22 protein-coding genes, 5 tRNA genes and 1 other RNA gene are annotated in these 21,537 nt (G+C 57.5%); all 28 read right to left on the minus strand.

Going from position 1 to position 21,537, the window contains the following annotated elements; translation table 11 throughout:
* Positions 1 to 27: 27 nt before the first annotated feature.
* The 28 genes from ssrS to mutL all read right to left on the minus strand — a co-directional run bounded on the left by ssrS (position 28) and on the right by mutL (position 21,445).
* Positions 28 to 210, minus strand: a non-coding RNA gene (ssrS, locus tag NTX17_00475) — 6S RNA.
* Positions 211 to 316: 106 nt separating this feature from the next.
* On the minus strand, positions 317 to 613 hold the full coding sequence (locus NTX17_00480; GenBank protein MCX5799859.1) for a cell division protein ZapA: 297 nt from the start codon (positions 611 to 613) through the stop codon (positions 317 to 319).
* Between the two features lie 73 nt (positions 614 to 686).
* A complete protein-coding gene (gene zapB, locus NTX17_00485; GenBank protein ID MCX5799860.1) occupies positions 687 to 980 on the minus strand; it encodes a cell division protein ZapB in 294 nt (97 codons plus the stop codon).
* Positions 981 to 1,018: 38 nt separating this feature from the next.
* Complete coding sequence (gene pheT / locus NTX17_00490; GenBank protein MCX5799861.1) at positions 1,019 to 3,433, minus strand: phenylalanine--tRNA ligase subunit beta; 2,415 nt, start codon at positions 3,431 to 3,433, stop codon at positions 1,019 to 1,021.
* Between the two features lie 17 nt (positions 3,434 to 3,450).
* The gene (pheS, locus tag NTX17_00495) at positions 3,451 to 4,488 is read right to left on the minus strand and encodes a phenylalanine--tRNA ligase subunit alpha (GenBank protein ID MCX5799862.1); all 1,038 of its coding nucleotides are present in this window, start codon (positions 4,486 to 4,488) and stop codon (positions 3,451 to 3,453) included.
* Positions 4,489 to 4,498: 10 nt separating this feature from the next.
* The gene (rplT, locus tag NTX17_00500; GenBank protein ID MCX5799863.1) at positions 4,499 to 4,873 is read right to left on the minus strand and encodes a 50S ribosomal protein L20; all 375 of its coding nucleotides are present in this window, start codon (positions 4,871 to 4,873) and stop codon (positions 4,499 to 4,501) included.
* Between the two features lie 67 nt (positions 4,874 to 4,940).
* Positions 4,941 to 5,135: a 50S ribosomal protein L35 gene (rpmI, locus tag NTX17_00505; protein ID MCX5799864.1), complete on the minus strand. Its 195-nt coding sequence runs from the start codon at positions 5,133 to 5,135 to the stop codon at positions 4,941 to 4,943.
* A gap of 72 nt (positions 5,136 to 5,207) precedes the next feature.
* On the minus strand, positions 5,208 to 5,735 hold the full coding sequence (infC, locus tag NTX17_00510; GenBank protein MCX5799865.1) for a translation initiation factor IF-3: 528 nt from the start codon (positions 5,733 to 5,735) through the stop codon (positions 5,208 to 5,210).
* 175 nt (positions 5,736 to 5,910) lie between these two features.
* Positions 5,911 to 7,824, minus strand: a complete 1,914-nt coding sequence (gene thrS / locus NTX17_00515) for a threonine--tRNA ligase (GenBank protein ID MCX5799866.1) — start codon at positions 7,822 to 7,824, stop codon at positions 5,911 to 5,913.
* Between the two features lie 124 nt (positions 7,825 to 7,948).
* A tRNA-Val gene (locus tag NTX17_00520) sits at positions 7,949 to 8,025 on the minus strand.
* A gap of 76 nt (positions 8,026 to 8,101) precedes the next feature.
* Positions 8,102 to 8,175 (minus strand) — tRNA-Arg (locus NTX17_00525).
* A gap of 146 nt (positions 8,176 to 8,321) precedes the next feature.
* Positions 8,322 to 8,849, minus strand: a complete 528-nt coding sequence (locus NTX17_00530) for an adenine phosphoribosyltransferase (protein MCX5799867.1) — start codon at positions 8,847 to 8,849, stop codon at positions 8,322 to 8,324.
* Positions 8,850 to 8,922: 73 nt separating this feature from the next.
* Entirely contained in the window at positions 8,923 to 10,110 is a 1,188-nt protein-coding gene (locus tag NTX17_00535; protein ID MCX5799868.1) for an RNA polymerase sigma factor RpoD/SigA, read from the minus strand.
* Between the two features lie 70 nt (positions 10,111 to 10,180).
* Positions 10,181 to 10,459: an acylphosphatase gene (locus tag NTX17_00540; GenBank protein MCX5799869.1), complete on the minus strand. Its 279-nt coding sequence runs from the start codon at positions 10,457 to 10,459 to the stop codon at positions 10,181 to 10,183.
* An 86-nt stretch (positions 10,460 to 10,545) separates the two neighbouring features.
* Positions 10,546 to 10,622, minus strand: a tRNA-Pro gene (locus tag NTX17_00545).
* 70 nt (positions 10,623 to 10,692) lie between these two features.
* Positions 10,693 to 11,301 (minus strand): protein-L-isoaspartate(D-aspartate) O-methyltransferase, encoded by a 609-nt coding sequence (locus NTX17_00550; GenBank protein ID MCX5799870.1) that lies wholly within the window; start codon positions 11,299 to 11,301, stop codon positions 10,693 to 10,695.
* A gap of 63 nt (positions 11,302 to 11,364) precedes the next feature.
* Complete coding sequence (surE, locus tag NTX17_00555) at positions 11,365 to 12,111, minus strand: 5'/3'-nucleotidase SurE (GenBank protein ID MCX5799871.1); 747 nt, start codon at positions 12,109 to 12,111, stop codon at positions 11,365 to 11,367.
* 87 nt (positions 12,112 to 12,198) lie between these two features.
* Positions 12,199 to 12,882: a glycosyltransferase family 2 protein gene (locus tag NTX17_00560; GenBank protein MCX5799872.1), complete on the minus strand. Its 684-nt coding sequence runs from the start codon at positions 12,880 to 12,882 to the stop codon at positions 12,199 to 12,201.
* On the minus strand, positions 12,883 to 13,785 hold the full coding sequence (locus tag NTX17_00565) for a lysophospholipid acyltransferase family protein (protein MCX5799873.1): 903 nt from the start codon (positions 13,783 to 13,785) through the stop codon (positions 12,883 to 12,885). It abuts the gene before it with no gap.
* Between the two features lie 27 nt (positions 13,786 to 13,812).
* Positions 13,813 to 13,889 (minus strand) — tRNA-Pro (locus NTX17_00570).
* Positions 13,890 to 13,997: 108 nt separating this feature from the next.
* The gene (locus NTX17_00575) at positions 13,998 to 14,360 is read right to left on the minus strand and encodes a MerR family transcriptional regulator (protein ID MCX5799874.1); all 363 of its coding nucleotides are present in this window, start codon (positions 14,358 to 14,360) and stop codon (positions 13,998 to 14,000) included.
* 16 nt (positions 14,361 to 14,376) lie between these two features.
* Positions 14,377 to 15,378 (minus strand): NAD(P)H-dependent glycerol-3-phosphate dehydrogenase, encoded by a 1,002-nt coding sequence (locus NTX17_00580; protein MCX5799875.1) that lies wholly within the window; start codon positions 15,376 to 15,378, stop codon positions 14,377 to 14,379.
* Positions 15,379 to 15,385: 7 nt separating this feature from the next.
* Entirely contained in the window at positions 15,386 to 16,015 is a 630-nt protein-coding gene (gene plsY / locus NTX17_00585; protein MCX5799876.1) for a glycerol-3-phosphate 1-O-acyltransferase PlsY, read from the minus strand.
* Between the two features lies 1 nt (position 16,016).
* On the minus strand, positions 16,017 to 17,345 hold the full coding sequence (der, locus tag NTX17_00590; GenBank protein ID MCX5799877.1) for a ribosome biogenesis GTPase Der: 1,329 nt from the start codon (positions 17,343 to 17,345) through the stop codon (positions 16,017 to 16,019).
* Entirely contained in the window at positions 17,281 to 18,576 is a 1,296-nt protein-coding gene (locus NTX17_00595; protein MCX5799878.1) for a DUF512 domain-containing protein, read from the minus strand. Before NTX17_00595 ends, der begins: the two co-directional genes overlap by 65 nt.
* 31 nt (positions 18,577 to 18,607) lie before the next feature.
* A tRNA-Gly gene (locus NTX17_00600) sits at positions 18,608 to 18,682 on the minus strand.
* A gap of 58 nt (positions 18,683 to 18,740) precedes the next feature.
* Positions 18,741 to 19,703, minus strand: a complete 963-nt coding sequence (miaA, locus tag NTX17_00605) for a tRNA (adenosine(37)-N6)-dimethylallyltransferase MiaA (protein MCX5799879.1) — start codon at positions 19,701 to 19,703, stop codon at positions 18,741 to 18,743.
* Between the two features lie 8 nt (positions 19,704 to 19,711).
* Positions 19,712 to 21,445, minus strand: coding sequence for a DNA mismatch repair endonuclease MutL (gene mutL, locus NTX17_00610; protein MCX5799880.1), 1,734 nt, complete (start codon positions 21,443 to 21,445; stop codon positions 19,712 to 19,714).
* Positions 21,446 to 21,537 lie beyond the last annotated feature (92 nt).

The raw sequence follows: 21,537 nt of genomic DNA on the forward strand, positions 1-21,537 counted from the left end.
CCACCTCACGGGCAGCTCCGGAAAAGGAAAATCCCCACCGGACTGCCGTGTGACAGAGACTCTTGAACCTGGGAAATCCAGGTGGGTGCCAGACTCAAGGTCGTCGCGACCCCGCGAGTAGCGGGTCCCGCTCTTACCTCGAGAACAGGCTCCCCTTGAACAACTGTTGGCTCAAAAACGCCTACATCATCACGCGCACGGTAGGGATTTATACTCAGTGCATGGAGCCTCATCACTCATGAAATGTGGCAGATCTCCTTCCTGAGTCAATTCCTCCTTCCGTCTAGCACTGCCATCCAAGTGGCGGAAGCTGGATCTAAGCATCAGCCACTGCCTCCTCAAGTTTCGAGGCGAGTGAGGCTGCCTTGTCACGGATTTGCGAGAGCGTAGTGTCACGTTCCTTTCTCTCTTTGAATAGCTCGTCCGCAAGATTCAGGGAAGCAAGAATGGCCACCTTGCCCAGCGAGGTTACCGACAGTTTCTCGTTTATCTCTCTCATCTTGGAGTCCACGTATCGCGCAACTTCCGCAATGTATTCCGGGTTGGCCTCTCCACGAATCTTGTATTCTCCCCCGAATATCTGAACCTTGATGACGCTCTGGTCTTCGCTCATCTCTTCTCTCATTCAATCCATGGGGTCGGAAGAATCCCAGCTTCCTTTCCCTACCGTTCGACTACTTTCTAACCTAGCCACCTAATCCCTCAAACGAATCGAATCGAGACAAAATCCCTTCCAGGCGAGCCTCAACCTCTTTCCTCTGTTCGATCAGAGACTTGCGTTCCTTCTCGAGCTGACCGATCTTGGATCGAAGCTCCCTGACGGCGCCGTCGTTCCCCGAAGCACTCTTCCCCACCTCGCCAAGGCGCCCATTGAGTTCCTGATTCTCGGACCTGAGATTCGCGTTCTCCTCCTTGAGTCTTCTGATTGCCGAAGCAACGCGTTCAACCTTCTTCTCGAGTTCAATAAGAACGTTATCCATAATGAATGAGTCGACCCGAATGGTGCAATCCCTCGCGCTCAATCAGCCTGGCCCGATTGCCTTCCCCGAACACCGGCCCCCCGGACCTCGAGGCCCCTGACGACGCGCTCCATGATCTCGTCCACCTGAGCGTCAGAGAGCGTCCTCTCAACGGACTGGAAACTCAAAGAGTAGGCAAGGCTCTTCTTGCCTTTCGAAACCGCGTCGCCGGCGTACACGTCAAAGAGCTTGATGCTACGGAGGTTCTCCCCCGCAACACCCTCAATGAATCTGGCGATCTCCTCCTGCGGAAGTTTCTCATCCACGATGACTGCAACATCGCGTTTGACGGACGGAAATCTCGAGGGTTCCTCGAATCTACCTCTCCCGCCCGCAATCGACCGCAAGACTTCGGCGTCGAGCTCGAACACATAAACGTCTCGTTCGATCCCGAACCCTTGGACGAGTTCTCGGCGTGCTAATCCAAACAAACCCAACGCCTTGTTATTGCAGGAGATACAGCCTGACGCTTCCCTCTCTACAACGAGGCCATCATAACAAAGCACCTCATAATTGTCAACCTTCAATTTCCTCAAGAGCGCCTCCGCGACGCCCTTGACGTCAAATATGTCACACTTTTCCGGTTCTGCTTCCTGCCACGAAGGCGGTCTCTTCCGACCGCATATCGCGGCTGCGATGGCGTAGCGTTCCTCCGGCCAACCGCTCTCGGTGCCGCGAAACGTCTTGCCGATCTCGAAGAAGCGAATATTCTCCACACTCCTTCTCAAGTTGAAGCTCACGGCGTCGAGCAAACTGCAGAGAACCGAAGGTCTCAGAACTGCCTCAGCGTTCGAGGCAGGATTCGAGAGCGCGGCAAGTCGATCGACTCTATCGTCGCCCACAAATCGAGACGCCTTCTTCGGATCGACGAGCACCTTGGTCACCACTTCGAAGAGTCCCAGAGACGCAAGACAGTCCGCGCACTCTTCCAGAAACTCTTCCTTCTCCTCGTCCAGGCCGGGCACCCAACTCAAGTTCGCCGCCCTCTCGGGGAACTTGTCATAGCCGAAGCTGCGTGCAATCTCCTCCACGACGTCGACTTCCTCGTGCACGTCGTGTCTGAACGACGGGACGCTGACCTCGGCGCCACCGGCCTTGGCCTCCCAGCCGAAACCCAGGGCTGAAAGTCGCTCTTCCATGAAACCGGCCGGAACACAACCGCCGAGTATGCGATTTATCCTTGCGGGGTCAACGAACACTCTCGTCGGCGGCCTTTCGGGACCGTGGCTGTCTATCACTCGTCCCCTGCAAGCGCCACCCGACAGAGAAGAAACGAGCCAGCCCACGTATTCCACACACTTTGCCGCCATCTCCGGGTCCGTTCCCCTCGAAAATCTCAAGGACGCCTCGGTTTCGAGCCCAAGCTTCTTCGACGCACCCTTCACGACCGCGGGTGCAAAGTTGGCGCTTTCGAGGAAAAGACGACTCGAGGTCTCAACCACTTCTGTGTCCAGCCCACCCATCACGCCGGCTATTGCGATCGGTAGCTCCCCGTCGGTGATGAGAAGGACTTCGGGACCGAGCAATCTCGTGACGCCGTCGAGGGTCACGATTCGCTCCAGATGTCTCGCCCTTCTTACCAGAATGGATCGTCTCTTCATCCGCTCCACGTCGAACGCGTGGATCGGCTGGCCAAAGGAGGCCAGGCAATAGTTGGTCGAATCTACGATGTTGTTGAGCGACCTGAAACCCGCTATCTGGAGTCTCTTCCGTAGCCACAGAGGCGAGGCAGCCGCGCGCACTCCACTCACGAGACGGCCGCAGTAGCGAGGACAATCCTCGGTTTTCTCTATCTTCACATCCACGGTCTCGTCAGGCGCGGCAGGCTCTTCTATGGGCGTGACTTCGGGGAACTTGAGCCTGGCCCCTGTGAAGGCCGCAATCTCCCGCGCCACACCGAACATGGAAAGACAATCCGGTCTGTTATGGCTGACCTCGATTTCGAGCACGGTTTCTTCGGCACCCAGTTGCTCGTCCAGCGTTATGCCGACCCTGGTCTCCTCGGGAAGCCCCATTATCCCTGCCGCGTCGCTGGTCAGCCCCAGCTCCGAGCCGGAACAGAGCATGCCTTCCGAACGTTCCCCTCGTATCGTGACACTCTCGATTCTTTGTTCTCCCGGCAAGACCGAACCCACGCGCGCAACGGCCACCTTCATTCCCTCCGTGACGTTCGTGGCTCCGCAAACGATGTGGAGCCTCTCGTCACCGACGGACACCTCGCACACCACCAGCCTGTCCGCCCGCGGGTGCTTCTTCACTTCCATTACCTGGCCCGTGACGATTCCCGGATACTCCGGTTCACACGGACCCACGCTCTCGACGGGAAAGCCCAGCATCGTGAGGCAGTCGGCCAGCGCCGAAGGAACCATTTCGATCTCCACGAATTCGCGGAGCCAGTTGTACCCTATCTTCATCGCGAAAAAACACACTCCTAGCCGAATTGGCCGAGAAACCTGACGTCGTTCTCAAGGAAAAAGCGTATGTTGCCTATTCCGTACTTGAGCATCGCCAACCTCTCGATGCCCGCTCCGAAAGCAAACCCGGTGAGTTCACCGGCGTCGTATCCCACGCGTCTCAGGACGGCAGGGTGAACCATGCCGGCACCCAAGATCTCCAGCCACCCGCTCCCACCACACATCCTGCACGCACCCGAAGCCGGAGGCGACTGTCCCCCCGAACAGGAAATGCACGTCATGTCAACCTCGGCACTGGGTTCCGTGAAAGGAAAATAGAAAGGTCTGAAGCGGACTCCCGTCGCGCCTCCAAAAAACCGCCTCACGAAGTACGCGAGAGTCCCTTTGAGGTCCAGAAACGTTACGCCCCTGTCAACGTAGAGACACTCGAGCTGATGGAACTCCGGTGAGTGAGTCGCGTCAGGTGCGTCCTTGCGATATACCCTTCCCGGGAAAATCATCCGGATTGGAGGCGGCATTCTCTCCATCACTCTTATCTGGACAGGCGACGTGTGAGTCCTCAGGACCAGCTCTTTTCCGACGAAAAATGTATCGCCTTGTTCCCTCGCCGGATGCCCTTCGGGAATGTTGAGCGCTTCGAAGTTGTGATACACGTCCTCGACGTCCGGGCCCGTCGCGACGGAAAACCCCATTCCTACGAAAATGGACTTGAGCTCCTTCACGACGACGGGAAGAAGATGTCTCCTCCCCGTCCATTGCTGCACCCCGGGAAGTGTGATGTCGAGTCCCTGCGGCGCCGCGCCTCCCAGCTCCGTTTTCAGTCGCTCCGTCGATCCCGCGAGGAGAGAAGTCAGCGCCTCTTTCGCGTCGTTAGATAGCTTTCCGATCGCGCCTCGTTCCGGGCCTGAAAGGTCTCCGATACTCCTCAGGACAGACGTGAGAAGGCCCCTCCTGCCGAGGTACTTCACTCTTATTCCTTCGAGTTCCTCAAGTGATGAGGCCGCCTGGATTTCTCTGGCGGCGCTCTCCCTCAGCTCCAATACGTCCTTCTCGATACTCACATCGTTACCCGGCGGCCGCCCCGGGGCGTGCCGCGCTCTTCGCCACCTCCGCCAGCTTGGCGAATCCCTCTCTGTCGTGCAACGCAATGTCGGCCAGAACCTTCCTGTTGATCTCCACGTCTGCCTTCTTGAGACCCGAGATGAACGTGCTGTACGACATCCCGTTCAGTCTGGCTGCGGCGTTGATTCTCGAAATCCACAGTGACCTGAAGTCTCTCTTTTTTGTCCGCCTGTCACGATAAACGTACTGAAGGCTCTTTATCAGAGTCTCTTTGGCCGTCCTGTGAAGCGCGTGTCTCCCGCCCCGAAAGCCCTTGGCCGCTTTGAGTATCTTTCTGCGTCTCCTCCTGCCGGCGGGTACGGTCCTTGCTCTTGGCATTGTCCTCACCTCTTGAAAATAGGCTCACTCACACTTCCAGAGAACCACGCAAGGTGGATTCTCCAGATCATACATTGAGCATTCTACGAACTCTGCCCTTGTCCTCTGCCGAGACAAGCGCAGACTTTGAGAGTTTCCGCTTCCGTTTCCGTGTCTTGCTAGTCAAAATGTGCGCGGCGTACGCGTGGCTGCGCAAAATCTTTCCCTTTCCCGTCACCCTGAATCTCTTTCTCGCACCTCTGTTCGTCCTAAGCTTGGGCATCCTCAACACTCCTCATTTCCGCCGAACTCTCGCTCGTCGCGTCGCAAAAGTCGTACCCGGCGCGTCAATAACTCATGCACGCGGCTTTGGGGACTTCGGAACCATCACAATGACAAGATTCTTGCCCTCGGCGCGAACCGGGATCTCTATCTGACCAAGAGCTTCCATGTCGGCGATCACGCGCGCAAGGAGCTTGTGGCCAAGTTCTGCGTGCGTCATTTCTCTTCCCCTGAACGTGACGGTGAACTTCACCTTGTCGTGATCCTCGAGAAATCTCTTGGCATGATCAATCTTGAATTGATAGTCATGTTCCTCGATCTTGGGCCTCAGTTTCACCTCCTTGAGGTGCATGATGTGCTGCTTCTTCCTTGCCTTCTTCGCCCGCTTACTCTGTTCGTACTTGAACTTGCCAAAGTCCATGATCCGGCACACTGGAGGCTTCGAATTGGGTGACACCTCGACCAGGTCAAGACCATGCTCCTGAGCAGCAAGAAGAGCATCCTTCGAGGGCATCACTCCCAGTTGAGCGCCGTCGGGGCCGATTACCCTCACGGCGGGGACCCTGATTCTCTCGTTCACTCGCACTTTCTTTTCTTGCACGATTGCAACCACCCCCTGACTGAACGTGCAAACAAAAAGGCGGAGGCGTCTGACAGACCCCCGCCAGCTTCAACAGAAAAGAACGACAGTTCGACTCATTGACAATATACCCTGGGAGCTACGCCCCGCAGGGTGAGAAGCCGGCGGCCTCTGCTTCACCAATACGGTAACTATCCTATAACCTCTTTCCTATCTCATCAAGCAAATTCTTCCTGAAATCCTCGAGCGACTGGGACCCGAGCTGTCCCTTCTTCTTGCTCCGAACCGAGACCTCCCTGCGCTCGGACTCTCGCTTTCCGATCACCAGCACGTATGGAATCTTCTGTAGCTCCGCGTCTCTTATCTTGCTGCCGATCGTCTCGTCCCTGAAGTCGGCGTCGACCCGTATATCGCTCTGTCTCAGGTCTTCCAACACGGCGCGGGCCCATTCCAGATTCTCGGCGCTTATGCTGGTTATCACCACCTGTACCGGAGCAAGCCACGCCGGGAACTCGCCTGCGTAATGCTCGATGAGACTCGCCGTGAAGCGTTCGAGCGCACCCAGGACGGTGCGGTGTATCATTATCACTTCGTGTTCTTTCCCATCGGCGCCCACGTACCCGACCGAGAACCTGCCCGGCAGGTTAAAGTCAAACTGTATTGTCGGCCCCTGCCACGCTCTACCGAGAGCGTCGAGCAAACTCACGTCGATCTTGGGCCCGTAGAAAACGGCCTCGCCTTCCGCGCGCTTGTACGGAAGCTCGCGCCGTTCGATGGCTCTCTTGAGCGCGTCCTCCGCCTCTTCCCACAGGGAATCGTCTCCGGCGTACTTGTCCTTGTGCACAGGATCCCTCACGCTCAATTGAACATTGATCTGCTCGAACCCGAATGAGTGGAGCATGTAGAGAGCGAGGTCGAGGACACCGTCGATTTCCGCGGACACCTGCTCCCTCGCACAAAAAATGTGGGCGTCGTCCTGGGTAAATCCTCTCACGCGAAACATGCCGTGAAGCACACCGGACCGTTCGCGTCTATAGACGGTTCCCAGCTCGGCATAGCGGATGGGAAGCTCCCTGTAGCTCCTGCGTCTCGACTTGTAGATCAAGATGTGACCCGGGCAATTCATCGGCTTGAGCACGTAGGGCTGCTCGTCGATGTCAAACGTGTACATGTTCTCCCTGTAGAATTCCATGTGGCCCGACCGTTCCCAGAGCTCCGCTCTGGCAATGTGAGGAGTGCTCACGAGCTGATATCCTCTCTTCACGTGTTCCCGCTTCCAGAATTCTTCAATCACGTTTCTTATGATCGCGCCCTTGGGATGCCAGAAAGCGAGTCCTGCACCCGCGGCCTCCTGTATGCTGAACAGGTCCAGCGTGACCCCAAGCTTTCTGTGGTCGCGCCTCTCTGCTTCCTTGAGCTTCGCGAGGAAACCTTCAAGCTCCTCCCTCCGAGGGAAGGAGATGCCGTATATCCTCTGAAGCATCGGCCTCGACTCCATGCCTCGCCAGTACGCGCCTGCCACCGAGAGAAGCTTCGCAACGCCTATCGAACCCGTGGACTGAAGATGAGGGCCGCGGCAGAGGTCCACGAACGCACCCGTCCTGTACACGGAGATCTCCCCTTCCTTGATCTCGCGGACAAGCTCGACCTTGTAAGGCTCGTTCAAGTCCGTGAAGAGTCGCACTGCGTCGTCTCTTCCGAGGACTTCCCTCTCGAATCCAACATCGGAACTCATTATTTCGCACATCGTTGCTTCGATACTCTCAAGTTCTTTCTCGGAGAACGGGCTGGCTCTTTCGAAGTCGTAGTAAAAACCCTCCGAGATTGCGGGGCCGATCCCGAGCTTGCATTCCGGGAAGAGCCGCTTGACGGCCGCGGCCAGGACGTGAGACGTGCTGTGCCAGTACACTTCCCTGCCGGCCTCACTGTCAAACCCAAGGAATTGAACGGCACACGGCTTGGTGAGCGCCGCATCCCAGTCCACAAGTTTGCCGTCCACCAGCACGGCAAGATGGCCGGCTCGTCCACCCAATCTTTCGGACAACTGCCTTGCAGTCACGCCGCTTTCACATTCGATTTCGCCTTTGCCTTCGACACGAATCTGCAACACAACCTCCCGGGTTTTCTAGAGAGCGTCCGTGCCCATTGCGATGCGACCTGGCACGGCCTCGTCGCCGTACGAGGTGCTCCCGAGCGTCCGCAAACGCGGCTGCCGAGGGCTTCTGATGCAATAATGGTGGGCGATACTGGACTTGAACCAGTGACCTCCTGCATGTCAAGCAGGCACTCTAACCACCTGAGCTAATCGCCCACCCAAGCTCCCGTTATGCTGATCAGCTTAATCCGGGCAACGATACTTGTCAACCCGGCCGGAGAAAGCGTCTGTGTACCCCCGGCGTGACTCGAACACGCGACAAACGGTTTAGGAAACCGCTGCTCTATCCACCTGAGCTACGGGGGCAATTAACTTTCCATCTTAATACTTCGCCCGGATTAGGGCAACTTCAAACGGACGGGCACGTTCGCTGAGACCTTCTCTCGGCACCTCGTGCCCTCACAGACGACGGCACCAACAAGGCACAATGCGCAACACGGCCTGCGGCCCGTCTACTCACTGGCGTACTTGACGAGGGAGAACACGTCGTAGGCTTGAAGACGCTCGCGCCCCTTCAGGAACTCCAGCTCCACGAGGAAGAGCATCCCGGCGACGACTCCCCCAAGCTTCTCCACCAGTCTCGCGGCCGCTACCGCCGTGCCGCCGGTAGCCAACAAGTCGTCGACAATCACGATTCTCTCACCCGCTTCTATGGCATCGAGATGGACTTCGAGAGCGTCAGTTCCGTATTCAAGCTGATACTCTTCTCTCGCCTTCTCCCACGGAAGCTTCCCCGGCTTCCTCGCGGGTATGAAAGGAAGCCTCAGGCAATACGCAAGCGCCCCTCCCAGCACAAACCCTCGCGATTCCATGGCGAGAATCGCTTCCGGGTTCCTCTTCGCGCATTCCTCGGCCAGCGCGTCTATCACCCCCGCAAACTCGGCGCCTTCCTTCAGCAACGTCGTAATGTCCCTGAACACGATCCCCTTCTTGGGAAAATCCGGAATGTTTCTTATCAATTGCTTGAGGTTGCCGGACATTCTTCTGCCTCCTTGGAACTCCCAAGACAACGGTTACGGTCCCCGCCGTCTCTGCCGCTCGCCGTCTGCGTCGCTAGTGCCCGCCCTGATCTTCGGTCTCGGCCTGCCGCTCTCTGCTCTCTATGAACTTCTTCAGCCTTGCCAGAGCGCGTCTTTCGATCTGTCTGACTCTCTCCCTGGTTACACCGAACAGCGCCCCCGTCTCTGCAAGGGTGTGTATTCTCCCGTCATGAAAACCGTATCGTATTCTCAGAATCTTCTCTTCCCTACCAGGCAACTTGCCCATGAGCCGTTCCAGTCTCTCGTGCTCTATCTGAAGCTCCACCATCTCCTCGGGGCTTGGCACGGTGAGGAGTGGCTCGTACTGAGAGAGATCTCCGTAGGCTTCAGAAACGGAAGCATAATCGAAGGACTTGATTCCCCCTATGAGACTCTGAACTTTCTCGACCTTCCTCGGCGATTCTCCCATTTCAAAGGCGATTTCCTCGAGCGTCGCGGTCCTCGAGAGCTTCCTCGCCAGAAGTTTCTCGGTGGAGATGCACCTGTTGATTAGCTGGAGCATGTGAATCGGAATCCGAACCGTGCGCCCGTAGTTGGCGATTCCTCTGACCACGGACTGTCGTATCCACCACGAGGCGTACGTGCTGAAGCGTCTCTCACGCGATGGGTCAAAACGCTCTACGGCAGTGATGAGACCCAGATTGCCTTCTTCGATGAGGTCTAGGAGCTCGACACCACGATTTTGGTACGCCTTGGCGATTCGCACGACGAGCCTCAGGTTCGAGAGAATCATTTCCCTTCTCGCCTCTTGGTCGCCGGCGATGACCGCCTTGGAAAGCTCGATTTCTTGAGCCGGGGTAAGAAGCGGATACCTGCCGATCTCTCTCAAGTAAACTTGGATGGGTTCTATTCCATGATGAGTCCGGCCCGCCTTGCGTTCTGCAGTTATGCGCTCTTTCTCTTCGTGCTCGAGCATCTCCACCTTGACGCCCGCCGCAGCCGCGCGGTCAAGAAAGCGTTCAAACTCCGCCATATCGAAATCCGGCCCGTGAAGAAGCCTTTCGACCTCCTCGTACGACACAAACCTCGTGTCCTTGGAGTGCGCAAGTATGTCTTCAAGCTTCGCCCGGAACTTACTCGTTACGCCGGGGCGGCCCTTCTCGCCGGAATCGTGCCCGGCTGCTGCCTTGCTCTTTGCAGCTTGGTCTCTTTTCGTGCCCCGCTTCCCCATTACTTCCTTTCCCGTGGATCTCTTTCTCATCGTCTAACAATCCTGTTGCTCACAACTGACGCGTCCGACCGCGCTTCAGCCGCTCGCCCTTCGCACGCATTCAGAAACTCACCCTGAAACGTCCGAGCTCACCCGTGTGTTCCTTCCACTCCACGTGCACGTCACTCACTTCGGCCGCCCGCGGTCCTTCCCTCAGAAGAGAAACGAACCTCTCGATCTCGTCTCTCTCTCCCTCCGCTTCGATCTCCACGCTTCCGTCCAGCACGTTTCTCACGTAGCCGTTGAGACCGAGTGAGTTCCCGTGGCGCAGGGCGAAGGACCGGTACCCCACTCCCTGCACGATTCCCGACACGATTATCTTTGCCCTCACCTTTTCCATTCTGAAATTGCCGGCTCCTCGCCGTCAACCGGGTAGGCAGAAACGGAGATGTCCGAGGCAATCCGGATTGCCTCGCGATTCCGTTCTGGTCGGGGCGAGAGGATTTGAACCTCCGACTCCCTGGTCCCGAACCAGGTGCGCTACCGGGCTGCGCTACGCCCCGACCACGTTCCCGACATCTATATTATCAGCCTCGCCGACCTGCCATGAGCAGATTCCGCCGCGGGCCGACTCTACGCATTCCGCCCTCCCACGAGAGGCACGAATCTCACGCGTTCTACTTCTTTTCGAAGTACCTTGTCTCCTCGCCGCTCGAGAAGCACCACGCACTGCTCCTCCTGCACGCCCACCGGCAACACCATCCTACCCAAATCGGCAAGCTGTTCCGACAGTCGCGAGGGAATCTCCGGTGCCGCCGCGCTCACTACTATTCTATCAAATGGCGCAAAAGATTTCCAACCGGCTCTGCCGTCTCCGATTCTCACGATGACATTCTTGATCCCGAGCGATTCCAGCCTTCTTCTCGCCCTCTCGGCAAGCTCCGGTATTCGCTCTATCGCAAACACGCTCCTGGTCAGCTTGCTCAAAACGGCCGCGTTGTAACCCGAGCCCAACCCCACTTCCAATACTCTCTCCGGACCGGACAGCTTCAAGAGTTCACACATCCGCGCCACGATGTAGGGCTGTGACATGGTCTGCCCGTGGCCTATCGGCAAGGCATGCTCTCCGTACGCTTCGGGCCAGAGAGCCTCGTCCACGAAGACGTGCCGGGGCATCTGCGCCATGACTTCGAGCACCCTCTTGTCACGTATTCCTCTTCCGACAAGCCCCTCTCTCACCATGTTGCGTCTCGCGATCAAGAAGTTGTCCGAGACACCCGTCTGTGCCACGCGTTGCTCCCGTGATCAGGGCGACAGGTCCCAGCCCTCCGCCTCAGACATCCGCGCGTAGTCAGTCATGTCCAACTGCAAGGGCGTGACCGAGATCGCGCCTTCCTCTATCGCCATGAAGTCCGTCTGTCCCTCCGCGGGTCGCCACGAAGGCTCGTTTCCCCCTATCCAATAGTAAGCTCTCCCGCGAGGGTCGACTTTCTTGATCAAAACGTCCCTGTAGACCCTCTTCCCCAGTTTGGTGACCTTCACACGCGATATCCGTGCTCCCGGCAGATTAGGAACGTTTACGTTGAGAAGCGTTTGACAATCCATCCCCTCTTCAAGAATTCTTCCCGCAAGTTTCAGAGCAAACGAAGAGGCTGCTTCAAAGGAGTAAGGAGGCTTCCCGGCGAGCGAGATTGCGAACGACGGCGCACCCTGGAGCGTGCCCTCGATGGCCGCGGCGACCGTGCCCGAGTAGCTCACGTCCTCCCCAAGATTAGGCCCGTGGTTTATGCCCGCCACGACCAGTCGAGGTTTCTCTTTCAGCAGACCGTTGAAGGCAAGGAGCACGCAGTCCGTGGGCGTCCCGTCCAAGCTCAGAACAGAGTCCTCGATCTCCTTGACTCGCAGGGGATGATTCAACGTCAGCGAATGGCTCGTCGCGCTTTGCTCTCTATCCGGGGCTACGACCACCACCTCGGACAATGTTCCCAGGACTTTCCTGAGGGCCAGAAGCCCGCCGGCACCTACGCCGTCGTCATTGGTCACAAGAATCATGCGCCTCTTTCCTCGAGCCCTCGACGCGGAGCGTTATTGCAAAAGCCTGCGCCTCGGGCGGTGTCTACGGGGCCGACAAGAATCGCGCTACTTCGCGTCACGCGTCCTCCTTCTGGAAGAAAGCACCAATTTGGAGAAACGAACGGCGTCCTTCCAGGGCTTGATGTAGCTCGTCTCCCTTCCGTAAATGGCCGGCATAGGAATGAAGTCTATGCGAAAGCCCTTCCGGACCGCCTTGATCAGTATTTCCGACTCGAGGTCGTAGCGCGCGCCTTCAAGTCTTACGCTCTCCAGCACGCGACTACTTATGAACCTGAAACCGGATTGACTGTCCTCGATGCTTTGTCCGGCAAGTTTCGAGACGATCCAGGAGGTAACCTTGTTTACAATCACGCGCACGAAGGGCATGCCGCCCAAGTCCTTCATCCTCGAGCCGATCACGATATCTGCGCCTTCACTTCCTGCTCTCTCTATGAGCGCGGGAATCAAAGAAGGATCGTGCTGGCCATCACCGTCTATCGTGACCACACCGGAGTAGTTGTGTGACAGCGCCCACTTGAAGCCCGTTCTCAGTGCCATGCCCTTTCCCATGTTGCGCGGGTGTCTGAGAACGGTGTAGCCCCGCTTCTCGGCCTCGTCCGGATAGCCGTCGGGGGAACCGTCGTCAACCACGACGACGTTCTCCTTGCCGACCGCCCTGGCGGTTTTCGCCAACACCTCCAGCAGCTCTGCTCCGGTGAGATAGGCGGGAACGATCACGACAACCTTCATCTATTCAGCTTCTCGCCATATGGGTTCGAAAGTGAACCACTGGTCCGGGTAGAGTCGCACGTACTTTTCCATTACCCCAATGCAACGACGCATCATGTCCTCGAAGGCCCCCTCACCGGCGCCGGGCCTGATGGGTTCTTCAACACAGAATTTGAAACGACTCCCTCTTTCCCTCACCACAAACCCGGGGACGATCGGCGCCCCCGTGCGAAGGGACAGCACCACGTGGCCGTACGGCACCAGAGCGGGGGAGCCGAAGAAGTCGGTCTCCATTCCAGGTCCCAGGATATTTCTGTCACCCAGAATGGCGATGCACTCGCCCCGTCGCAGAGAGCCGACGAGTTCGTTCGTAGCGCGCGCCCTCGAAACCACTCCGATTCCCTTCTTGGTCCGTCTTCGCACAAAAAACCGGTCGATGCGCTCGTTAGTGTGCGGCATGGCGACGACCGAAAGAGGAAAACCGCTCAGCGAGAGAATTGCGCCCCCCAACTCCCAGTTACCCACGTGCGCTCCAAAAAAGATCACGCCCCTTCCCTTCCGAAACTCCTCCCTCACAACTCGAACCATGTCCATATTCACGTTCGACGTGATCGACTCCGAGGAGATCCTGGGGAAACGCAGAAAATCTACAATGCACTGCCCGAAGTTCCTGAACGTTTTCTTCGCGATCTTGGTGAGCTCCTTGTCGCTCACCGAATCGCCAAACACGCGCCGCAGGTTGAAGATCACCGCCCTCCTGGACTTTGCGTTGAGAGCAAAGTTCAGGTCAGCGAGCGTCAGAGCGATGGAATAACTTACGCGAACGGGTACTACTCGCGCGAGCGCCCCGCCCATCTCGTAGAGGACGTATCCCAGGATGTTCAGCAAGCTACCGAATATGAGTCGACTCCACTTCTTCCCCAATATTTCCCGCTCCTCTAAAACAGAAAATGGTCGGGGCGACTGGATTTGAACCAGCGACCACTAGCCCCCCATGCTAGTGCGCTACCTGGCTGCGCCACGCCCCGACCACAGCGTAAATCCACGAACGTGCTGCATGATACTATATTTTCATCTCGCTCGCAAGGTCATTGCCCGCGCCACGCCCGACGCAACAGCCCTCGCGGTGGCATTCTTTAACCTTTCTCGCGGACCGTCGAAAGGATGCCCTCCAGTTCCTTCCTCACTTCCCTCAGAAACTGAGTTGCTCCCTCCTTCTCGGCCGCGCTCTTCGACGGACCCGAAGATGTGCTTCTGTCTTCGAGTAGTTTCTTGCGAGCGCCGGAGATCGTAAACCCTTGTTCGTACAGCATCTTCTTGATGCTCATGACAAGGGCTATGTCCTTTGTCCGATACATCCTGTTGCCGGCGCGATTCTTCTTGGGCTTGAGCATCTTGAATTGCGTCTCCCAATATCGCAATACGTGAGCCTCGACGCCCGCAATCGCGCTGACCTCGCTGATGGAGTGGTACGTCCGGCCTTTCTCCTCGTCTACCAAATGGAGCACCTCCCTTCTACCAAGTCTCGGATCTCAACTCTCTACTCATGAGCTCATCCATCGCAGAGTGAGCATCTTTGCCCTCGAACAATACGGCGTAGACCTGCTCGGTGATGGGCATCTCAACCTCGTGACGCCTCGCAAGGTGAAGCGCGCTGCGCGTGGTTCTCACGCCCTCGGCCACCATGACCATCTCGGAAAGCACCCCCTCCAGTCTCCGCCCTTTGCCCACTTGCTCTCCCACGTGCCGGTTCCGGCTGTGGCGACTCAGGCAAGTGACGACCAAATCGCCCACGCCCGCCAACCCGAAGAAAGTCTCGCGCCTCGCGCCCAGAGCGACGCCGAGCCTCGTCATCTCCGCTAGGCCTCTCGTTATCAAGGCCGCCTTCGTGTTGTCCCCATAGCCTATGCCGTCACAGATACCCGCGGCTATCGCTATCACATTTTTGATAGACACTCCCAACTCGACCCCGGTAACGTCCTCGCTGGAGTAAACCCTGAAGTGATTCGTGGAAAAGAGCTGTTGAACCTGTTTGGCAAGAGCAACGTTGGACGAGGCCGCCACGACCGCCGTCGGGCACATTCGGCTGACTTCCTCGGCGTGGCTCGGTCCCGCGAGAACCACTATCTTCTCCGCCACGCCAGACGGGAGTTCGTCCGCCAGGACCTCCGACATACGCATCAAGGAGTCGTCCTCCAGACCCTTCGTGCCACTCACGACGACTGCGCACGAAACCTCGAGCTTAGCGAGATTCTTTGCAACACTTCTCAGCGTGTGAGAGGGAACCGCGAACACCACAATCTCACGTCCCTCGACCGCATCAGAGATGTCTGAAGTGAATTGGACGGTCGGCGGTATCGACACTCCGGGAAGAAACCTCTCGTTCTCTCCGCTCTTGATGACGCGCTCACACTGTTCGTTGTCGTACTCCCAGACCTTTACATCCGCGCCCTTGGATCCGAGCACAATCGAGAGCGCCGTACCCCACCCGCCTCCTCCTAGAATCACGAATCTCATAACCTTCTCAACCTCCGCGCAGGCTCAGTTTCCTCTCCGTTCGTTGAAGAATGCGCCTTATGTTACTCCTGTGAGCCACAAGCACGAGGACAGCCACTGCCAACGAAACTCCGAACATGCTTTCCCACCCATTCACTCTCCCGGCGCTGGTGAAATAAACGGCGACGGGCAGTACCACCGCGCCCGCTATCGAACCCAGGGAGACGTACCTCCAGCGTGCGACCACCAGCACCCACACCGCCAAGGAAACACCGAGGGCCGCGGGAGCAATCGACAGGAACATGCCGGCGGCCGCGGCTACCCCCTTGCCTCCCCTGAATGACGCGAAGACGGTCCAGATGTGACCGCAGACCGCCGAAACTCCTCCCAACAACATGAGATCCACTTCACCAAGCCCGATCCCTTGCCGCCACAACAGAGATCCGGCGAGGGCACTCATGGCGCCCTTGGAGACATCCAAGAGCAAGACTCCCACTCCCGGCGCCGCGCCCAGGGTTCTAAACGTGTTCGCCGCCCCGAGATTTCCGCTCCCGTGATCCCTGGGGTCGACGCCCTTGGAGAGCTTGCCTACAATGAGGCTGAAAGGAATAGAACCCAGAAGATAGCCAAACAGGACTGTCAGGACGATGCGATCCAAGTCAACCTCTCTTGCGAATCACAGTTCTCAATTTCAATCTGATCGGGGTGCCATCGAAACCGAATCTCTGCCTCAGACAACGCATCAGATACAGGATGTACGCCTTCCTGAAAGCTCTGGCGTCGTTCGTCATCAGCGTGAAGGTAGGCGGTTCGACCGAAGACTGGAATGCCCTCTTGATCGACGGAGTGTGGCCCGACCTGGAGACCGGAGGTTTTTTCTTCTCAACGGCAATCTGCAGGGCGCGAGTCAACTCCTCCTCACCAAGTTCTCTTCGACTTTCGGACAACACCGAGAGAGCCAGTCTTGGCAATTCCGACACTCTTTGCCCCGTCAGAGCAGACACGAAAACCGCGGGCATATGCTGGAGAAACGGAATCTGCTCCTTCATGAGCTTCTCAAGCTCTATCGAGGTCCTGGAGTCCTTCTTGACCAGGTCCCACTTATTGAAAACCACTACGGACGCCTTACCCGATCGGTAGGCAAGCGCTGCGATCCTGATGTCCTGGGCGGTCAGAGGAACGGACGCGTCAAACAGCACAAAAACCACGTTTGCCCTCTCCACGCTTCTAACGGCTCTGACCACACAATACACCTCCACCTTGTCGGACACACTCCTTTTTCTCCTCAAGCCTGCCGTATCGATCAACATAAACTCGTGACCGTCACAATGCAGGAGGGAATCGACGGAGTCTCTCGTGGTCCCGGGTTGTTCGTCGACCAGCATTCTCTTCTGGTGAAGGAGCCGGTTTACCAGAGAGGACTTCCCCACGTTTGGTTTCCCTATCACTGCGACTCTGATGGCGTCGCTGGACTCCTCGACCGGAGGAGTCTCGCCGAGAGATTCCTCCACCTTTTCCAGCAGCTCTCCCGTCCCCGTTCCATGAAGAGCGGAAACGGGAAGCGGTTGGCCCATTCCCAGACGGTAAAACTCGTGAACCAGCATCTCCCTGTCAAGGTTGTCAACTTTGTTCACGACGACGATGGAGTGCTTGTTTTTCTCTCGAAGGAGTTTTGCTATCTCGACGTCGAGGGGCGTGATACCGCTCTCGCCGTCAACGACGAGAAGCACCAGGCTGGAGGTGTCGATTGCCAGCCATGCCTGCTCTTTCACCAGCGCCTCCATGCCGACCGCGGCCGTCGGCACGTAGCCTCCGGTGTCGACGAGAGAGAATGATCGTCTGCCCCATCTGACTACTGCGAGATTCCTGTCGCGGGTTACACCGGGGTCCCCGTGAACGACGGCCGCTTTCCTTCCCAACAGTCTATTGAAAAGCGTAGACTTCCCTACGTTTGGCCGTCCCACTATCGCTACGACTGGGTTTGGCATCAGCTATTCCTTCCAAGATGAGCTTGTGACCCGACAGTTCCTCCAGTCGGTCCGGGCGAAATCCATCCAGAAACAGCCCCTCTTCGTTGAGGCAGCTCCCGCTGATTGCGGCGACCTCCTCGGGCTCGAGACTTCGCATCGCCCTGAGAATGTCTCGGCCCGTCAGAAGGCCGGACACGGTGATCGATCTCCCGAAAAAGCGATTTTCTATTCCGACGGTCCTCGTTTCGCCGTCGCCGAGCACGCTCGTGCAGACCGGTTCCGCGAGCTTTCCAGTGAGTATGGCGACCGGCCTGCCGCGCGCTTTGACCCGAAGTCGTCGCTTCAGAGAACTCGAGTTTTCGAGAAGAAGCCGCACCAGTCCCACGCCATTTTCGAGCTGAGGAAAACCCTCGTATTCCCTGACTCCGGGAACCGTGGCGTCACTCAGAAGGTAGAATTCGTCCGCCGCAAAAACAAACCTGGTCCCCATCTCGGCGACGAAACCCCTCTGCCATCCGGTGATTCTCTCCAGAAGCTCGTCGCTGCATCTGCGATCCATTGCTTTGAGAGAAGGTAGCCTCTTCCTGAATCGTGAGAGCCCCACCGGCACTACGGCCACCGTTCTCAGGCCTGGAGAAAGCTCCTTCAGCTCTGTGACAGTTCTCTCGATTTCTGTCCCGTCGTTTATGCCGGGGCACAACACGACCTGCGCGTGAACCTGAATTCCTCCCTCCGTCAGGGCTCTGAGTTTCGGAAGAACGTCGGCTCCTCTCGCGCCACCCAGCAGTCTTGCCCTCACCGAGGGATTCGTGGCATGCACGGAAACATAGAGAGGGCTCAGCCTCTGCGTTATGATCCGCCTGATCGCAGAGGGTCCCAGGTTCGTCATGGTCACGAAGCTCCCGTGCAGGAACGACAGGCGATAGTCTTCGTCCTTAACGTAGAGCGTTTCTCTCAAGCCCGGTGGAAGCTGGTCCACGAAACAAAACAAGCATTTGTTCGAGCAGGTGATAGGCTTGAGAGGCTCAAACCTGAGGCCGAAAACGCCGCTTCCGTCTCTCCTGAGCCTTACACGAAACTCCCCGGCCCCTCTTCTTGCGGTCGCACGGACGTCATCACGCTGGCTGTGGAAGACAAAATCAATTATGTCCCTCACCGGGTTGGACCCAAGGCCGACTATGACGTCTCCTCTCTTGAGACCCGACCCTTCAGCCTGGCTGCCTTCCTTTACTGCTTCGATCCTTAACATTGTACTTTAGGCTCGCCTCGCCAGAGACGAATGGAGCGGGCAACGGGATTTGAACCCGCGACTCTCAGCTTGGGAAGCTGATACTCTACCACTGAGTTATGCCCGCTCTCTCGGTTTGTCGTGTCCCGTAACCAAAGATACCCTAAAGAATTGCAGCCGCCATGTCAAGTAATATTCGATGTGTCGTCTCTCTTGAGGATTTCTAGGACCCTCTCGGCGGTCCGATCCGCATCCTCTTCATCGGGGACGTCCAGCCAAGCCGTGATCGAGGCTCCGTTCAGCCAAGTCATCTGCCTTTTTGCAAACCGCCGCGTCTGCACCTTGACCTTCTCCGTGGCCGCAGAGTAGCTGACTTCGCCCCGGAGATGTTGAACCATTTCACGATACCCGACCGTTCTGAAGGAAGGCCAAGCCTCAGAGAATCCTTTCTGCACGAGACGCCTCAATTCTTCGACCAGACCCGCCTCGAGCATCCTTTCGACCCTCTCGTTGATCAGCCCGTAGAGGACTTCCCTCCGGCGTCTCAGACCGACGAGACGAAGAGCAAACTTGCCGGGTCTGGTCGAGGTTCTCTGGAGCTCCGAGATGGATTCGCCCGTGAGCTCAAAAACCTCGATCGCACGAATGACCCTCTCGGTGTCCCGCGGATGAATGCGCCTGGCGGAAACGGGATCAGTTCTTGCCAACCTCTCGTGCAGGGCCTCTCGACCCTGCCGTTCAACGAATTGCCGGAGTTCCGCGCGAAGTGATTCGTCCCTTTCGGGCCCTTCGAAGAGCCCTCTCTCGAGAGCCCGCAGGTAGAGACCCGACCCGCCTACGACGATCGGAACCCTGCCTTCCTTCGCGACGGTTTCCATCGCGGCCGTCGCGTCGACCTTGTACCTGCCACAGCTATACGCTTCCCAAGGTTCTACCACGTCCACCAGATGGTGAGGCGCGCGGGATCTCTCTTCCGGAGTCGGTTTGGCCGTGCCTATGTCAAGCTCTCTGTAGATCTGGCGGGAATCTGCAGAAACTATTTCCCATCCCTGTGATTCCGCGATTCTCACGGCGACCGCAGTCTTGCCGACGGCCGTGGGTCCTACTATTCCCGGGACGAGTAGCTTCTGGCTGGCGTCTCTGACCACTTGGCCCTCTAGCTTCTACCAAGTCTTCGCTCGAGCTCTTCGAAGGAGATTCTGATGAACGTGGGGCGTCCGTGCGGATCACCTTGGGGCATGCTTGTGCCAAAGAGCCTGTCGACGAGGTGATTCATTTCTTGCAGCGTCAGCGCGTCTCCGGCCTTCACAGCCGCATGGCAGGCAAACGATCGAGCCAGTCTCTCTTCGAGGCTCTGGTCCTCCCCGGCTTCCTTCATCGTGCCGTCTATGATGTCGTGCAGCAGTTGACCCTCACGCCAGCAGCGTAAACCGGCGGGTATGCCCCTCACCACGATTCTACTCTTACCGGACGCCTTTATGTCAAACCCGAGTTTTCTGAGATAGACCTCCGTGTCAAGGAGCACCTCAAACTCCTCGGGAGTGAGGTCGATCAAGAGCGGGAAGAGAAGCTGTTGCGTGGAACATGAACCCTTGGATAGGACTCTCCGCGCCTCTTCGTAGAGAATGCGCTCGTGAGCTGCGTGTTGATCGATGATGACGAGGCCGCCCTTGATCTGCGCCAGGACAAAAGCCTTGTGGAGCTGCCACAGGGGCACGACCACCGTCTCCCCCTGAAGCTCTGCCTCAGGGCTCGGCAACTGAAACGGAGTCTCGACTGACAGAGAAAGCTGTCCACTCGTCGGCTCGTATCCCAAAGGCGATTCAGTCACTACAGAACTATTCTCAAGTACCACTTCAAGCTTTGAGAAACCTGGAAGGTTCACGCCGGAAAGCACGGTTCTTGAGGCCTGGCGAAGCGCGTCCTTCACCGTATCGCGCACAAAACCTCTGACCAAGCTCTCGTCCATGAACCGAACCTCTCGCTTCGTAGGATGTATGTTGACGTCCACCCTGTCCGGTGCAAGGCTCAAGAGGATTATGCAGAGAGGATACCTCTCCCGTGGCAGGAGCTCTGCGTAAGCCTCTCTCAAGGCAAAGATGAGCGTCGGGCTCGCAATCCAGCGCCTATTCACGAAGAAGAGCTGGTGCTCGCTGCTCGTTCTGGACAGCTCTGCGCTACCAAGATAACCCTGTATTCCCATTCCTTCTCTCTCCGAATCGATGGGAATGAGCTGCTCCGCGGTCTGAAGGCCGTAGAGTGACACCACGCGGTCGAACAGGCGAATGCTGGGGGAAAGATTCAGAAGCTCTCGTTCGTTCTGTTTGAGAATGAAGTGGATGTTCTCAAACGCGAGCGCGTCGGAGCTCACCACTCTGATAACGTGTCTGAACTCCGTGCTCTTCGACTTCATAAATCTCCGCCTCACGGGAGTGTTGAAGAAGAGGTCTTTCACGGTAACCGTCGTGCCGGGCGCCCTCCCGGTTTCGGACACCTCCTCGATTTCTCCGGCCGTGCAGCGGATCAACGTACCCGACAGGCTCTCGTTGGAACGAGTCGAGAGAAGAAGTCTCGAGACCTGAGCAATGCTGGGCAGAGCCTCGCCCCTGAAGCCAAGCGTGCTTATGGCAAGAAGGTCCTCCTCGTCCAGAAGCTTGCTCGTGGAATGCCTCTCGAGGCAGAGGAGAGCGTCCTCCTTGCTCATGCCGCAGCCGTCGTCCGACACGGAGATCTCCACGTAGAGCGGGTCACCCACGCGAACGGTTATCCGGGTCGCTCCGGCATCAATCGAGTTGTCGATCAGCTCTTTGGCAACACTCGACGGGCGTTCTATGATTTCGCCTGCGGCGATTCTCCTCACGAGTTCTTCAGACAGCCTTGTTATCTTCATCCGAGCCTCCGTCGGCTAGACTATATCAGAAAGTCTTGAACCAGTGTCAACCAGGATGTGGTGAAGCGCGGATATGGGAGGAATCTTCCACG

This window comes from Candidatus Eisenbacteria bacterium (genome assembly GCA_026388185.1).
Taxonomy (GTDB): Bacteria; Eisenbacteria; RBG-16-71-46; order JAFGJU01; family JAFGJU01; genus JAPLKG01.